We start from the raw sequence: 14,174 nt of genomic DNA on the forward strand, positions 1-14,174 counted from the left end.
ATGGAGACGCCATGACCTTTCCCACGCCGTCCCCCGCCGAATGGAAGACGCTCGCCGAGAAGGCGCTGAAGGATAAACCCTTGGAAAGTCTCGTCCATATGGACGCGGACAATCTGGTCGTGCGTCCGCTCTACGCTGGGGCCACCGGGGTGGAGACGGTGTTCGCCCCGCGTCCGTCGGACGCCGAGGGCCGGGCCTGGGACCTGCGCGCCCTGGTCGAGGGCGATGATCCGGCGGCGGTGAACGCGGCGATGCTGGCCGACCTGCAGGGCGGGGCGGCCTCGGTGTTGCTCAAAGGCGCCGTGCTGGCGGACAGCGAGCCCCTGGCCAAGGCGCTGGACGGCGTGGCGCTGGAACTGGCGGCCGTCGGCCTGGACGCCGGGCTGGATGGCCCCGACGCGGCCAACGCCCTGGCCGTCGCGGCCAAGGGCTCGCCGCGCGCGAAACTGATGTTCCACATGGATCCGGTCTCGGCCTTCGCGGAGGCCGGCGCCGCCCCCCGATCGATCACCGAACACCTGACCCTGGCCGCCAACACGGCGGCGCGGCACGCCGGCGCCTATCCGGACGCGACCTTCTTCTTGGCCTCGGGCCGAGTCGCGCATGAGGCCGGCGGCTCCATCGCCCAGGAGCTGGCCTTCGCCGCCGCCAACGCCGTGACCCTGATCAACGCCGCCGTCGAGGCCGGGATGCCGGTCGAGGCCGCGCTCAAGAGCGTGGTGCTCAGCGTCGCGGTGGACCAGGAGTATTTCGACGGCCTAGCCAAGGTCCGGGCCCTTCGCCTGATGTGGCGCTCGATCTCCAAGGCCTATGGACACGAGGTCCCGGCGGTCATCGAGGCCCGCTCCTCGCGGCGGATGCTGTCGGCGCGCGACCCCTGGCCCAATCTGCTCCGGCTGACGGCGGCCGGGTTCGCCGGCGCCGTCGGCGGGGCCGACGCGGTGGTGCTGGACGGCTTCGTCCGCGCCGAGGGCCGGGCCGACGCCTTCGCCCGGCGCCAGGCGCGCAACACCCAGCTGGTGCTGATGGAGGAGGCCAGCCTCGGCCGGGTCGACGATCCGGCGGCGGGCAGCTGGTACCTGGATCACCGCACCCGTGAGCTGGCCGAGGCCGGCTGGGCCGAGTTCCAGGTCATCGAGGCCGAGGGCGGGCTGGTCGAGGCCCTGCGCGGCGACCTGGTCCAGTCCCGCGTCGCCCGGGCCCGAGAGGTGCTGGAGCGCGCCCTGTCCAATGGATCGAAGCAGATCGTCGGCGTCACCAAATTCGTGGACCCCGACCCGCGTCCGACCACCTTCGACCCGGATCCCGGCGCGGCCCCTGCGGGCGGCGGCGACGCCTGCACGCCGCTGACGCCCTTCCGCCTCGCCGCGTCCTTCGAAGCCGGGGAGGCCGCCCGATGAGCCCGAAATTCTCCACCCTGCCGCTCGACCTGTCGCCCACCGGAACCGGTCCGGTTCGCGCGCCGTGGAAGACGCCCGAGGGGCTGACGGTCTCCACCGCTTACGCCGCCCCTGCGCTGGACGGGCTGGACTTCATCCACGGCCTGCCGGGCATCGCGCCCTACCATCGTGGGCCGTATCCCACGATGTACGCGGGCAATCCGTGGACCATCCGCCAGTACGCGGGCTTCTCGACCGCCGAGGAGTCCAACGCCTTCTATCGCCGCAACCTCGCCGCCGGTCAGAAGGGGCTCAGCATCGCCTTCGACCTGGCCACCCACCGGGGCTATGACTCGGACCATCCGCGGGTGAAGGGCGACGTCGGTATGGCCGGCGTGGCCATCGACAGCATCTACGACATGCGCACCCTGTTCGACGGCATCCCGCTGGACCAGATGTCGGTGTCGATGACCATGAACGGCGCCGTCCTGCCGATCCTGGCCCTCTATATCGTGGCGGCGGAAGAGCAGGGCGTGGCGCACAGCGCCCTGACCGGGACCATCCAGAACGACATCCTCAAGGAGTTCATGGTCCGCAACACCTACATCTACCCGCCGACCCCGAGCATGCGGATCATCGCGGACATCTTCGCCTGGACGGCGGAGCACGCGCCCAAGTTCAACTCCATCTCGATCAGCGGCTATCACATGCAGGAGGCCGGGGCCTCGGCGGACCTGGAGCTGGCCTACACCCTCGCCGACGGCATCGAATATCTGAAGGCCGGGGTCGAGGCGGGCATGGACGTGGACCGGTTCGCGCCGCGCCTGTCCTTCTTCTGGGCCATCGGCATGAACTACTTCATGGAGGTGGCCAAGATGCGCGCCGGCCGCCTGCTGTGGGCCGAGGCGGTATCGAAATTCGGCGCCAAGGATCAGCGCTCCCTCTCCCTGCGCGCCCACTGCCAGACCTCCGGCTGGAGCCTCGCCGCTCAGGACGTGTTCAACAACGTCTCGCGCACCATGGTCGAGGCCATGGCGGCGGCGGGCGGCCAGACCCAGTCCCTGCACACCAACGCCCTGGACGAGGCCCTGGCCCTGCCGACCGACTTCTCGGCCCGGATCGCCCGCAACACCCAGATCCTGCTCCAGCAGGAGACCGGCCTGACCAAGGTCATCGATCCTTGGGGCGGCAGCTTCTACGTCGAGCGCCTGACCCACGAACTGGCCGAGCGCGCCCGCGCCCACATGGCCGAGGTCGAGGCCCTGGGCGGCATGGCCAAGGCCATCGAGGCCGGCATTCCCAAGCTGCGCATCGAGGAATCGGCGGCCAAGACCCAGGCGCGCATCGACACCGGCCAGCAGACCGTGGTCGGGGTGAACAGTTATTTCAACGACGTCCCCGACGACATCCCGATGCTGAAGGTCGACAACGCCGCCGTGCTGGCCGCGCAGATCGACAAGCTAAAGCGCCTGCGCGCCGAACGCGACGAGGCGGCGACCGAGGCCGCCCTCGGCGCCCTGACCAAGGGCGCGCACGGGACGGACAACCTGCTGCAGCTGGCCGTCGAGGCCGCCCGGGCCAAGGCCACGGTGGGCGAGATCTCGGACGCGCTGGAGGCTGCCTTCGGCCGCCACATCGCCACCGTGAAGACCGTCTCGGGCGTCTATGCGAAAGAGGCCGGGAACGATCCGAAGATCTCCAGGGCCCGCGACATGGTCGCCGCCTTCATCGAGAACGACGGCGGCCCGCCGCGCATCCTGATCGCCAAACTGGGTCAGGACGGCCACGACCGGGGCCAGAAGGTGGTCGCCACCGCCTATGGCGACCTGGGCGTCGACGTCACCGCCGGCTCCCTGTTCCAGACCCCGGCCGAGGCGGCGCAGGAAGCCGTGCAGAAGAACGTCCACGCCGTCGGTGCCTCCTCGCTGGCGGCCGGCCATCTGACGCTGGTGCCCGAGCTGAAGGCCGAGCTGGAGAAGCTGGGCCGGTCCGACATCATGATCGTGGTCGGCGGGGTGATCCCGCCGTCAGACGTGCAGCCGCTGCTCGAAAGCGGCGCGGCCGCCGTCTATCCGCCTGGCTCGGTCATCGCCGACACGGCCATCGACCTGATCGAGAAGCTGAACCAGCGCCTCGGCTACGCCCAGAAAGCCTAGGGCTTGTAGGCGGCGGGCAGGGCTGCAACCTCCGCATCGGACAGCCTGCGGGTCAGGCGGACGCGGCAGACTTCGGTCGACGCGGTCGCACCCGGCACGACCACGCGGGCCAGGTCGCCGGTGCATAGCCGCGATCCGACGGCCCCGGCGAAGTCGGGCACGATGGCCATCCGGTTGGCGAAGTCCAGGTCGCGGCAGGCGACGCCGGTCATCTCATAGACGTCGCTGCGGCCCACGCGCAGGAACACCTGATCCATGCGGCCCTGTCGGAAGTTTCTCACCTGCTGGACGTTGAAACACTGCCGCGCCAGCGGCGCTTCGGCGCTGTCCCCGGTCGTGGCGGTCGGCGCGCAGGAGGCGGCCATCAGGGCGGCGGCGGAAAGACCCAGACAGGTCAGGACAGGCGTGCGCATGGAACACTTCCTCATGTCGACCCCCGACAAGCTCAACCGTCGAACGATACGCCGGGTTGCGCAAGCCCCTTTGCGCCGGGAAGGCGCGACGGCTTGACCCGGGCGGCCAGGTCCAGCGCCAGCGGAGAGGGCGCGCCGATCGACACGGCGGCGACATGCTCGGCCAGCAGGGGCGCGGCGCAGAAGCCGCGCGAGCCCAGGCCGCCGAGGATGTAGAGACCGTCGGCCAACGCGCCGGCCAGGGGCAGGCGATCGGGCGTCGTGGCTCGCACCGCGACCCGGGACTGCGACGGCCCCGCCGCCTCGATCCGCGCCGCCAGTCCGGGCAGGCGCGCCGCCACGGTCGCCCGGTTACGGAGGCCGGCCTCCTCCGAGGGCGCGGGATCGGTCACGCCCCGGTCGTGGGTGGCGCCGAACAGCAGGCCGGCGCCGGTCGGAACCGCATAGCCGCCCCAGGCGACCGGTCCCCCGTCGACGCCCTCGATCACCTCCGCCTGCCCGGCGACGGGCGCCAGCGGCGCGCCGGGGGCGAGGGCCGCGCTGCCCCATCCGGCGGCCAGGACCACGATGTCCGCCTCCATCAGGGTCGTCCCATCGGCGGCGAGGATCCGCCAGCCGTCGTCGCCCGGTTCGATCCCGGCCGCGGCGGCGGCGATCCGGTCCGCGTCCGCCAGCCAGGCGTCCAGCACGGCGGCGGGCTGGACGGCCATCGCGTCGCGCATCCACAGGCCCCCGGTCTCGATCGGTTCGCCCAGCCGGGCGGCGCAGGCGGCGGCGTCCAGCGGAACCATGGCCGCTTCGGGCCACAGGTCCTGCGCGGCGATCTTGGCGTGACGACCCGCGTCGCGCGGGGCCTGTTCCAGCTGCAGCACGCCCCGGCTCAGCACCGCGCCGGGCGTGGCGGCGTACAGGGCCGCGGCCCGCTCCAGCGCCGAAGCATACAGGGCGGCGATGCCCCGGTCCCCGGCGTCCAGACGCGGCGTGACCAGGGCCGCCGCGAAGCCCGAAGCGCCCGCGCCCGACCCCTCGGCCTCGATGACCGTCGGACGCAGCCCCAGGGCGACGAAGGCGCGGGCCAGGGCCGCGCCCGCGATGCCGGCGCCGACGACGGCGACCCGGGGCGGGGCGGGATCGGAGACCTGGCCCGGCGCCCGGGCCTCCAGCCGCTCGCGCTTGCGGCCATGGCCGGGCCGCTTCTCGACCGTGAAGCCCCGCTCGGTCAGGCCGCGCCGGACCGCGCCCGCGACGGTGAAGGTGGCCACGCGCGCGCCAGGGGCCGATCGGGCGGCGATCAGGCCCATCACCACGTCGGACCACATGCCGGGATTGGTCGAGGGCGCGAAGCCGTCCAGGAACCAGGCGTCCGCCGCGCCGGACCATTGCGTCAGGGCGTCCTCCACCTCGCCGACCGCCAGATCCAGGGTGGCGTTGAAGCCGGGCAGGTCGAGCCGGTGCAGGCCCGGCGTCGGGGCGGGCCAGGCGGCCAGCAGGGCCTCGGCGGCGTCGGCGATCTCGGGCCAGGCCGACAGGGCGCGGGCGGCCTCGTCGCGCGTCAGGGGAAAGCCCTCGACCGAGAAGATGTGCAGTCGTCCTTCCGGCGGGCCTTCGCGCCGCCACAAGTCCAGCAGGGCGGCGATGTTCAGCCCGGTGCCGAAGCCCAGCTCGGCCACCGTGAAGCGCCGCCGTCCGGTCCACGCCTCGGGCAGGCCGCAACCCGCCAGGAAGACGGCGCGGGTCTCGGCCAGGCCGTCCTCGCGCGAGAAGTAGACGTCCCCGAACCGGCCCGATTGCGGCGCGCCGTCTTCGGTCCACAGCAGCCGGGGCGAGCGGTCATCGGTCATGGCCTCGACCTACACGGGCGGGGGGCAACGAAAAAGGGCCGCCCGTGAGGGCGACCCTTCTCTCGAACCAGGCCCGAAGGCCGTGTTCGAAGCTCTTAGTGAGCAGCAGCCGGAGCGGCGGCCGGAGCGGCCGGGGCGGCGGCCGGAGCCATCGCGCCGTCAGCGGCCGGAGCAGCGGTGGCGGCGTGGGCGGCGGCGTCGCCGGCGGCGGCGGTCGCGTCAGCGGCGGCTTGGTCGGCGGTCGCGGCGGCGTCCGTGGCGGTGTCGGCGGCGGCAGCGGCGTCGGCCGAGGCGTCAGCGGCCTTTTCTTCGGCGGCCGGTTGGCAGGCGGCCAGGGCCAGAGCGGCGGCCGAGGCGGCGATCAGAGCAGTGATGCGCATGGGTTTCATCCTTCAGAAGGTTCACGAGATCATGAGTCCTCGCACCTCGGAGCTAACGGGAAGGTGAGACGAAGCGCAAGTAAAAATCTCACGGCTTCGTGAACGGGCGTAACATACGGAGGCGGCGGCTTTCCGCCCCGGCCCCATGGAACGGGCGGTCAGGTGACCGGGGTCGATGGCGTCGTGCCGCCCTCTACAGGCAGGTTGACTGCGTTCCCGGAACCGTGATCGGCGTTGAGCGCCCGTGAAGAACCCGTGAGGCTATACGGTCGGCGCGGCCGACAGGGTCTCTTCCATTTCGGCGAAGGAGGGCTGGGCCGACGAGGGGATGTCGCCGCGCCCGATCTCGACCGAGATCTGGGCCGCATTGCCGTGCAGGTGGGCGACCAGCACCGACTGGATGATCTTGTAGTAGGCGCCTTCCTCGTCGACGATCGCTTTCAGACGCGCGGCCAGCGGGCCGACCAGGCCATAGGCCAGGAAGACGCCCATGAAGGTGCCGACCAGGGCGCCGCCGATCATGCCGCCGAGGATTTCCGGCGGTTCGGTGATCGAGCCCATGGTCTTGATGACGCCCAGCACGGCCGCGACGATGCCCAGCGCCGGAAGGGCGTCGGCGAGGTTCTGCAGCGCGCCGGGCGCGCCCGACGCCTCGTGGTGGTGCTTCTCGAGCTGCTTTTCCATGGCGTCCTCGATCTGGTGAGGATCCTCCAGGTTCATGGTCATCATCCGCAGCGTGTCGCAGATGAAGTCGGTGGCGAAGTGGTCCTTCAGCACCTTGGGATATTTCTGGAAGATGGGGCTCTCGGCCGGCTTCTCGATGTGGCTTTCCAGGGCGATGACGCCCTTGGACTTCATCGTCTTGGTCAGCTGGAACAGCAGCGACAGCAGGTCCTTGTAGTCCTGCTTCTTCCATTTGGGCCCCGCGAAGGCCTTGCCCAGCCCGCTGAGCGAGGACTTCAGGACCGGCACGCTGTTGGAGATCAGGAAGGCGGCGATGCCCGCGCCCCCGATGGCCATAAGCTCGTGAGGCGCGGCGTGCAGGATCACCTCGAACTTGCCGCCCGAGATGGCGTAGCTGCCGAACACAAGGGCGAACAGCAGCACAATGCCGATAATCTGGAACATGAGAAGACGGGGAGCCCCAACGCGCGCGAGAGCCCGACCATCGCCGTTAATGATTAATCTGCGGTTGCGATTCCGCCGATATCAGAGCCGGGTTTCACCGGACAGGATCGCCGCGCGCGCCGCCTCGGTCAGCTTGGCGTAGCCGTTCTTGCCGCCGCGCACGTAGAGGGCGCCGTCCACCTTGTCCGGATCGAAGCCGTCGGCGACCAGATCGATCTTGCGGTATTTGAAGGTCCCGGTCGTCTCGGCCGACTTGATCAGGCGGATAAAGGCGGGGCGGGCGTAGGACGGCAGTTCCTGGTCGACCCATTCGGCGAAGACCTTGGCCGAGAAGCGGCCGTCGATCACCAGGGCGACCATGCCGGCCTTGCCTTCCTGACCCGGCACCGGAACGCCGTAGGCCACGACCTCCTTGATGCCCGGCGCGTCGGCGAGCCGTTGTTCCACCTCGGCGGTCGAGACGTTCTCGCCCTTCCAGCGGTAGGTGTCGCCGATCCGGTCGATGAAATAGATATAGCCGTCCGAGTCCTGTTTCATCAGGTCGCCGGTGCGGAACCAGCGGTCGCCCTTGGCGAACACGTCGCGCAGGATCTTCTTCTCGGACGCCGCCTTGTCGGCATAGCCGGAGAAGGCGTGGCGGGTGTCGTCGCCGATCATGCCCAGGGCTTCGCCGACCTCGCCCGGCTTGGCCAGTTGGCACAGACCGTCCGGACCGCGCACGGGCAGTTCGGTATCGATGTCGAAGCGGACCAGCCGGCAGTTGATCTGGTTCTTCAGGAAGCCTGGAACACGACCGATCGCGCCCGCCTTGCCGTCGAAGTTGAACAGCGAGACGTTGCCCTCGGTCGAGCCGTAGAACTCAAGGATCTCGGGCACGGCGAAGCGCTTCTGGAAATCTTCCCAGACATCGGGACGCAGGCCGTTGCCGAAGGCGAGGCGCAGCTTGTGAGCGCGCTCGTCCGGATTCTCCGGGCAGTTCACCAGATAACGGCACAGCTCGCCGATGTAGACGAACAGGGTCGCGCCCGAGGCCTTCACGTCCGGCCAGAAATTGGTGGCCGAGAAGCGTTTGCGCAGAACCAGACGGCCGCCGTTCAGCAGGGCCGGCCCGATGCCGACCAGGCCGCCGGTGGAGTGGTAGAGGGGCAGGACGTTGAAGGTCACGTCCTTCTCGGTGCCCGAGGTCGCCCCGGCGAAGGCGCGCATATAGGTGCGGGCGCGGGCGTGGGTGATCCGGGCCGCCTTGGGCAGGCCGGTGGTGCCCGAGGTGTAGATGTACAACGCCGTGTCGCGGTTGGTCAGGCCCGAGCGGATCGAGCGGGCGGGCCGCACCGAGGAGCCGCTGCGCACCGGCTTGTCCAGACCACGGCGCTCATCCGCCTCGTCCGCGTCCGACAGGCCCAGCACCCACAGCATCAGGTTACGGTCGACCAGCGGGCGCGCCTCCTCGACCTTGCGCCAGCAGTCCTCGTCGGTGACCACCTGCGAGGCGTTGGAGATGGTCAGGCAGTGGGCGAGGGCGTGGCCGGTCAGGTTGGTGTTGATCAGCGCCGTGCCGACCCCGACCTTGGAGAAGCCGAGCCAGGCGGCGATGTATTCGGCCCGGTTCAGCATCACCAGGGCGACCGAGTCGCCCCGCTTCAGGCGACGGCTGACAGCCCAGTGGCCGAACCGGTTGGCCATGGCGTCCAGCTCTCGATAGGTGATCGAGCGGCGGTCGTCCTGGATGGCGATGTTGTCGGAAAACTTGTCGACGGCCTCTTCCCAGTCGTCACAGACCAGGTCGACGCTGTCCATGGTGATCGGCTTGATGCGGCCGAGCAGGCGGCGAAGGCCCTTCACGAACCGAATGTCTCGCCGGATGTTCGCCACCAAACCCATAGCCACGTCCACTCGCCAGATGCCCTCTCTGGTGATGAACAAGCCAGTCCCCCGGGTCAACCGGTGGGAGAATCGACGCGTCGTTTTTGGCCGTTTGCGAACGGTTTGCGGCTGGGCGTGGCGCCGAAGCGGCGGTGACGCAACGTCACTTGAGGACCACCGCGTCGCCTCATCTGGCCGGATGAGGGCCGCCAAACCGGGCGCTTGCCGCCGCATATGTGTCAGCAAAGGTGTTTCTTCAGGACATTCAACCTGTTCGCGGAACCGCGCTCTTCCGGGGCGGTTGGGAACCCACGCTCAAGGAGGAACAGATATGTCCATTACCTATCCCCAAGACCGCGCTGACGCCGTTGGCGAAGAGACCTTCGTCCCCGTTTATGCGCGCACCAAGGCCCAGCTTCGCCGCAAGGGCGGCATGCGTACCTGGATGATCCTGGCCCCGATCGGGGTTCTGGTGATCGGCGGCGCCGCCGCCATGATGGTGATGAACGGCGGCGGCGACGTCGCCGAGGCTCCGTTGGCCGAAGCGGCGGCGACCGCTCCGGTCCTGCCGACGACCCCGGCTCCGCTGCCGATGGCAGCGGAACCCGCTCCGGTCGACACCACGCCCCTGCCGCCCGTGCGTGAGGCCGCGCCCGCGCCGGTCCGTCGTGAAGCCCCGGCGGCCCGCCGCGCCGCGCCTCGCGCCGAGACGCCCGCTCCCGCGCCGGCTCCGCGCGTCGCCGCGCCCGCGCCGTCGCCGGTGACCTCGACGCTGAACAGCGCTCCGGCCGCCCCGGCGCCGACCGTGACTCCGACCCCGGCCCCCCCGCCGCCGGTCATCGTGGTCGAACCGCTGAGCTGATCCCGGTTGAATGATGCAAGGCCCCGGCGGAGTGATCCGCCGGGGCCTTCGCCTGTCAGGCGGCGGGCGAGACGCGCCAGATGACGTTGCCCACGTCGTCGGCGACCAGCAGGGCGCCGGTCCGGTCGAACTGCACCCCGACCGGACGGCCCATGGCCTTGTCCTGGGCGCTGATGAAGCCGGTCAGGATGTCCTCGGGCGGGCCGGACGGCACGCCGTTGGCGAAGGGCACGAACAGGACGCGGTAGCCGTTGCGCGGCTTGCGGTTCCACGAGCCGTGCTGGCCGACGAACGCTCCGCCGCGATAGCGGGCCGGGAACAGCGCCCCCTCGCCGAAGGTCAGGCCCAGCGAGGCGGTGTGGGCGCCCAGTGCATAGTCGGGCCGCAGCGCCCGGGCGACGAGGGCGGGATCCTGCGGCTCCACCCGGGTGTCGACGATCTGGCCGTAGTAGCTGAACGGCCAGCCGTAGAAGCCGTCGGGCGTGACCGAGGTCATGTAGTCGGGGACCAGATCGTTGCCGAGCTCGTCCCGCTCATTGACCGACACCCACAGCCGGCCGCTGTCCGGCTGCCACGCCAGCCCCACCGGATTGCGCAGGCCCGAGGCGTAGACCCGGCGCGCGCCGGTCGCCGGATTGATCTCCAGGATGGCGGCGCGGTCGGTTTCCTCGTCCATCCCGTTCTCGCCGATGTTGGAGTTCGACCCGACCCCGACATACAGGCGCGATCCGTCGGCGCTGGCGACCAGGCTCTTGGTCCAGTGGTGGTTCCGGCCCGCGGGCAGGTCGGCGATCTTGCGCGGCGCGGCCTCGATCCGCGTCTGGCCGGTCTGGTAGGGGAAGGCCACCACGGCGTCGGCGTTGGCGACGTAGAGGGTGTCTCCGACCAGGGCCATGCCGAAGGGCGACATCAGGTGCTCCAGCAGGACCGACCGGGTCTCGGCCACGCCGTCGCCGTCGGTGTCGCGCAGCAGGGTGATGCGGTCGGGGCTGGGCGTGCGCGCGCCGGCCTTCTTCATCACCAGTCTCTGGGCCCAGGCGCGGAAACCGCCCCCGGCGCCGTCGTCCAACCCCTCGGGCTTGGGCGGCGCATTGGTTTCGGCCACCAGGATGTCGCCGTTGGGCAGACGGTAGAGCCAGCGCGGATGGTTCAGCCCGGCGGCGAAGGCCTGCACCCGGAAGCCCTGTGCCGCGACCGGGGTCCGGCCTTCGGGCCAGCCGGCGGCGTCGGCGATATTGACCGTCGGGAGCAGGGTGTGGCTGGGCGCGGGCAGCACCGGATCGGCGCCGTAGCCGGCGGCGGGATCCAGCGTCGACTCCGTGCCGCAGGCGGCGAGCGAAAGGGCGAGGACGGAGACGAGGGCGAGGCCGGTACGAGACATGCGAGGCTCCTTCAGCGGCGCGGGGGCACGTCCGGATGTTAGCGTGTCCTGCGCGGGAATACGCGGCGGCGATCCAGGTTCCGCGACCGGCGGCGTGTGGCGAAAAGATATAGCTCCGCTGGAGCCGCGGCGCCCTTGTCCGGACCGGGGTCGGCGCATATCTGCGGGCCCCAGGGAGAGGGACCCCATGCCGGCCGCCATCACCATCGAAGGTCTGACGAAGACCTATAAATCCGGGCTGCAAGCCCTCAAGCCCGTCGATCTGACGATCGCCAAGGGCGAAATCTTCGCGCTTCTCGGACCGAACGGGGCGGGTAAGACCACCCTGATCTCGATCGTCTGCGGCATCGTCACGCCCACCAGCGGCACGGTGACGGCCGACGGCCATGACATCCAGAAGGCCTACCGCAAGGCGCGCACCGTCATCGGCCTGGTGCCGCAGGAATTGACCACTGACGCCTTCGAGACGGTGTGGGCGACGGTGACCTTCAGCCGGGGCCTGTTCGGCAAGGCGCCGAACCCGGCCTATATCGAGCAGCTGCTGCGCGACCTCAGCCTGTGGGACAAGAAGGACGCCAAGATCATGACCCTGTCCGGCGGCATGAAGCGCCGGGTCATGATCGCCAAGGCCCTGAGCCATGAGCCCGACATCCTGTTCCTCGACGAGCCCACGGCGGGCGTCGACGTCGAACTGCGCAAGGACATGTGGGAGATGGTCCGCAAGCTGCGCGAGCGCGGCGTGACCATCATCCTGACCACCCACTATATCGAGGAAGCCGAGGAGATGGCCGACCGGGTGGGCGTGATCCTCAAGGGCGAATTGATCCTGGTCGAGGACAAGACGACCCTGATGAAGAAGTTGGGCCGCAAGACCCTGACCCTGCAACTGCAGGAGCCGCTGGAAGTCCTGCCCGCCGAGTTGTCGGACTGGGTCCTGGAGCTCAAGTCGGACGGGGCCGAGCTGGAGTATGTCTTCGACTCAAACGCCGAGCGAACCGGCGTGCCGTCCCTGCTGCGGCGGCTCAGCGACATCGGCGTCGGGTTCAAGGACCTGAGTACGCGCCAGAGCTCGCTGGAGGATATTTTCGTGGGCCTGGTCCACCAGTCGAAGTCGGAGGCGGCGTGATGGCGTTCAACGGTTACGGCGTCTGGGCGATCTACCGCTTCGAGATGGCGCGCGCCCTGCGCACGGTCTGGCAGTCCATCGTGACGCCGGTCATCACCACGGCCCTGTATTTTGTGGTCTTCGGCTCGGCGATCGGATCGCGGATGACCGAGATCGACGGCGTGCCCTACGGCGCCTTCATCGTGCCCGGGCTGATCATGCTGAGCCTGTTCACCCAGTCGATCTTCAACGCCTCGTTCGGCATCTACTTCCCCAAATTCACCGGCACGATCTACGAACTGCTCTCGGCGCCCGTCAGTCCGCTGGAGATCGTCCTGGCCTATGTCGGGGCGGCGGCGACCAAGTCGGCGGTGCTGGGGCTGATCATCCTGGCCACGGCGGCCCTCTTCGTGCCGCTGCAGATCCTGCATCCGATCGAGATGCTGCTGTTCCTGGTTCTGATCTCGACAACCTTCAGCCTGTTCGGCTTCATCATCGGGATCTGGGCGCAGAGCTTCGAACAGCTGCAGTTCATTCCCATGCTGGTCGTGACGCCGCTGACCTTCCTGGGCGGGTCCTTCTATTCGATCCACATGCTGCCGGAGCCGTGGCGGACGATCACCCACTTCAACCCCGTCGTCTATCTGATCTCCGGATTCCGCTGGACCTTCTACGGGTCCGGGGACGTGGGGATCGGCGTCAGCCTGACGGCGACGTTGGGCTTCCTCTTCGGTTGCCTGGCCATCATCGGCTGGATGTTCCGCACCGGCTACCGGCTGAAGAACTAGCGAACCCCGGGGCCGGGCTGGACGGTGTCCGACCCGGCCGTTTCGCTGTAGACCGTCACGAAAGCGGCCAGATCGGCGGCCACCTTCGTCGGCAGTCCGCGTTTGAGAAACGCGCCGTACACGGCGCGGGAGCCTGCATGTCCAACCAGAACGATCCCAAGCCGAACGGTTCGCCCGTCAACGGCCAGGCCCAGCCGGAGTCTTTCCGCCGCTCGGTGACCTGGGGTCGCCCGCCCGCGACGGTGTTCCGCGCCGGGCCGTTGCCACGCGGCGGGACCCTGCCGCCCCTGCCTGAACCGCCGAAGCCCCGCGCCGCCCCGCTCCGGCCGTCGGGCATCCTCAGCGGTTCGATGATCCCGCGCGCCGCCCCGGCCGCGCCGAGACCCGCACCGACGCCGGCGCCTGAACCCGAACGCCCGGCGCCGAAGCCCGAGCCTGCGCCCGCCGCGACCGCTCCAGACCTCGCCGTGCGTCCTCTGCCCGAGCCGGAACCCGCGCCGCTGCCCGTCGCCGCTCCGGTCCCGACGCCCGCCCCCGAGGTCGAGCCCCTGGCCGATATCGTGGTTGTCGCGCCGCCCCGCGCCGCAAGCGCCGGGATCGCCGCGGCGCGAGGAAGACCCTCCGGGCGTCTGCCGCTCTACGTCGGCGGCGGCGTGGCCGCCCTGGCGGCGGTGGCCGTCGGCGCCTGGGCCCTGACGCGGTCGCCGGCCGAGACGCCCGCGCCCGCGGCGTCCATCGTGGCCGCGCCGCCGGTCTCGCCCGAGATCGCCGCTCCGGCGGATGCCGTCGTCGCCCAGCCTGAGCCCGTCGCCGAGGCGCCCGCCCCTGCCGTGGTTCCGCCGCCCGTTGCGGCCGCGCCGGTTCGCGCCGCCGTGGCT

Annotated in this window: 11 protein-coding genes and 1 pseudogene; 6 read left to right on the top strand and 6 right to left on the bottom strand. The window is 70.2% G+C overall.

Annotation, left to right across the window (positions count from 1 at the left end; all coding sequences use genetic code 11):
* Positions 1 to 11 precede the first annotated feature (11 nt).
* Together AC1RRF_RS11990 and scpA are read left to right on the top strand one after the other, a co-directional pair.
* Positions 12 to 1,400: a methylmalonyl-CoA mutase family protein gene (locus tag AC1RRF_RS11990; protein WP_492834768.1), complete on the top strand. Its 1,389-nt coding sequence runs from the start codon at positions 12 to 14 to the stop codon at positions 1,398 to 1,400.
* Positions 1,397 to 3,535, top strand: a complete 2,139-nt coding sequence (gene scpA / locus AC1RRF_RS11995) for a methylmalonyl-CoA mutase (protein ID WP_492834771.1) — start codon at positions 1,397 to 1,399, stop codon at positions 3,533 to 3,535. The genes AC1RRF_RS11990 and scpA overlap by 4 nt, the downstream gene beginning before the upstream one ends.
* Here the strand turns inward: scpA and AC1RRF_RS12000 are convergent.
* From AC1RRF_RS12000 to AC1RRF_RS12020, 5 genes are all read right to left on the bottom strand, one after another.
* Positions 3,532 to 3,948 (bottom strand): hypothetical protein, encoded by a 417-nt coding sequence (locus tag AC1RRF_RS12000; RefSeq protein ID WP_492834773.1) that lies wholly within the window; start codon positions 3,946 to 3,948, stop codon positions 3,532 to 3,534. The two genes, scpA and AC1RRF_RS12000, sit on opposite strands and share 4 nt — an antisense overlap.
* Before the next feature lie 32 nt (positions 3,949 to 3,980).
* Positions 3,981 to 5,789, bottom strand: coding sequence for a tRNA (5-methylaminomethyl-2-thiouridine)(34)-methyltransferase MnmC2 (gene mnmC2 / locus AC1RRF_RS12005; protein WP_492834775.1), 1,809 nt, complete (start codon positions 5,787 to 5,789; stop codon positions 3,981 to 3,983).
* A gap of 95 nt (positions 5,790 to 5,884) precedes the next feature.
* Positions 5,885 to 6,169: a hypothetical protein gene (locus AC1RRF_RS12010; RefSeq protein ID WP_492834777.1), complete on the bottom strand. Its 285-nt coding sequence runs from the start codon at positions 6,167 to 6,169 to the stop codon at positions 5,885 to 5,887.
* 261 nt (positions 6,170 to 6,430) lie between these two features.
* Complete coding sequence (gene motA / locus AC1RRF_RS12015) at positions 6,431 to 7,297, bottom strand: flagellar motor stator protein MotA (RefSeq protein WP_492834779.1); 867 nt, start codon at positions 7,295 to 7,297, stop codon at positions 6,431 to 6,433.
* Positions 7,298 to 7,378: 81 nt separating this feature from the next.
* Positions 7,379 to 9,178, bottom strand: coding sequence for a long-chain-acyl-CoA synthetase (locus AC1RRF_RS12020; protein WP_492834816.1), 1,800 nt, complete (start codon positions 9,176 to 9,178; stop codon positions 7,379 to 7,381).
* A 313-nt stretch (positions 9,179 to 9,491) separates the two neighbouring features.
* Between AC1RRF_RS12020 and AC1RRF_RS12025 the strand changes: the two genes are divergently transcribed.
* Positions 9,492 to 10,022 carry a hypothetical protein gene (locus AC1RRF_RS12025; protein ID WP_492834781.1) on the top strand — a complete coding sequence of 177 codons (531 nt, stop codon included), beginning with the start codon at positions 9,492 to 9,494 and terminating at the stop codon, positions 10,020 to 10,022.
* A 55-nt stretch (positions 10,023 to 10,077) separates the two neighbouring features.
* On the opposite strand, the gene AC1RRF_RS12030 is transcribed toward AC1RRF_RS12025, so the two are convergent.
* The gene (locus AC1RRF_RS12030) at positions 10,078 to 11,403 is read right to left on the bottom strand and encodes a PQQ-dependent sugar dehydrogenase (RefSeq protein ID WP_492834783.1); all 1,326 of its coding nucleotides are present in this window, start codon (positions 11,401 to 11,403) and stop codon (positions 10,078 to 10,080) included.
* Between the two features lie 187 nt (positions 11,404 to 11,590).
* Between AC1RRF_RS12030 and AC1RRF_RS12035 the strand changes: the two genes are divergently transcribed.
* The 3 genes and pseudogenes from AC1RRF_RS12035 to AC1RRF_RS12045 all read left to right on the top strand — a co-directional run.
* Positions 11,591 to 12,529 (top strand): ABC transporter ATP-binding protein, encoded by a 939-nt coding sequence (locus tag AC1RRF_RS12035; protein WP_492834785.1) that lies wholly within the window; start codon positions 11,591 to 11,593, stop codon positions 12,527 to 12,529.
* A complete protein-coding gene (locus tag AC1RRF_RS12040) occupies positions 12,529 to 13,296 on the top strand; it encodes an ABC transporter permease (RefSeq protein ID WP_492834787.1) in 768 nt (255 codons plus the stop codon). The genes AC1RRF_RS12035 and AC1RRF_RS12040 overlap by 1 nt, the downstream gene beginning before the upstream one ends.
* A gap of 137 nt (positions 13,297 to 13,433) precedes the next feature.
* Positions 13,434 to 14,174, top strand: a pseudogene (locus AC1RRF_RS12045) (hypothetical protein); the annotation flags it as partial.

The organism is Brevundimonas sp. GW821-FHT12C05, assembly GCF_058807475.1.

Coding starts and splice junctions, on each gene's coding strand:
- AC1RRF_RS12025 (WP_492834781.1), top strand. CDS start 9,492: ATGTCCATTACCTATCCCCAAGACCGCGCTGACGCCGTTGGCGAAGAG.
- AC1RRF_RS12020 (WP_492834816.1), bottom strand. CDS start 9,178: ATGGGTTTGGTGGCGAACATCCGGCGAGACATTCGGTTCGTGAAGGGC.
- scpA (WP_492834771.1), top strand. CDS start 1,397: ATGAGCCCGAAATTCTCCACCCTGCCGCTCGACCTGTCGCCCACCGGA.
- AC1RRF_RS12030 (WP_492834783.1), bottom strand. CDS start 11,403: ATGTCTCGTACCGGCCTCGCCCTCGTCTCCGTCCTCGCCCTTTCGCTC.
- AC1RRF_RS11990 (WP_492834768.1), top strand. CDS start 12: ATGACCTTTCCCACGCCGTCCCCCGCCGAATGGAAGACGCTCGCCGAG.
- AC1RRF_RS12010 (WP_492834777.1), bottom strand. CDS start 6,169: ATGCGCATCACTGCTCTGATCGCCGCCTCGGCCGCCGCTCTGGCCCTG.
- AC1RRF_RS12000 (WP_492834773.1), bottom strand. CDS start 3,948: ATGCGCACGCCTGTCCTGACCTGTCTGGGTCTTTCCGCCGCCGCCCTG.
- AC1RRF_RS12035 (WP_492834785.1), top strand. CDS start 11,591: ATGCCGGCCGCCATCACCATCGAAGGTCTGACGAAGACCTATAAATCC.
- mnmC2 (WP_492834775.1), bottom strand. CDS start 5,789: ATGACCGATGACCGCTCGCCCCGGCTGCTGTGGACCGAAGACGGCGCG.
- AC1RRF_RS12040 (WP_492834787.1), top strand. CDS start 12,529: ATGGCGTTCAACGGTTACGGCGTCTGGGCGATCTACCGCTTCGAGATG.
- motA (WP_492834779.1), bottom strand. CDS start 7,297: ATGTTCCAGATTATCGGCATTGTGCTGCTGTTCGCCCTTGTGTTCGGC.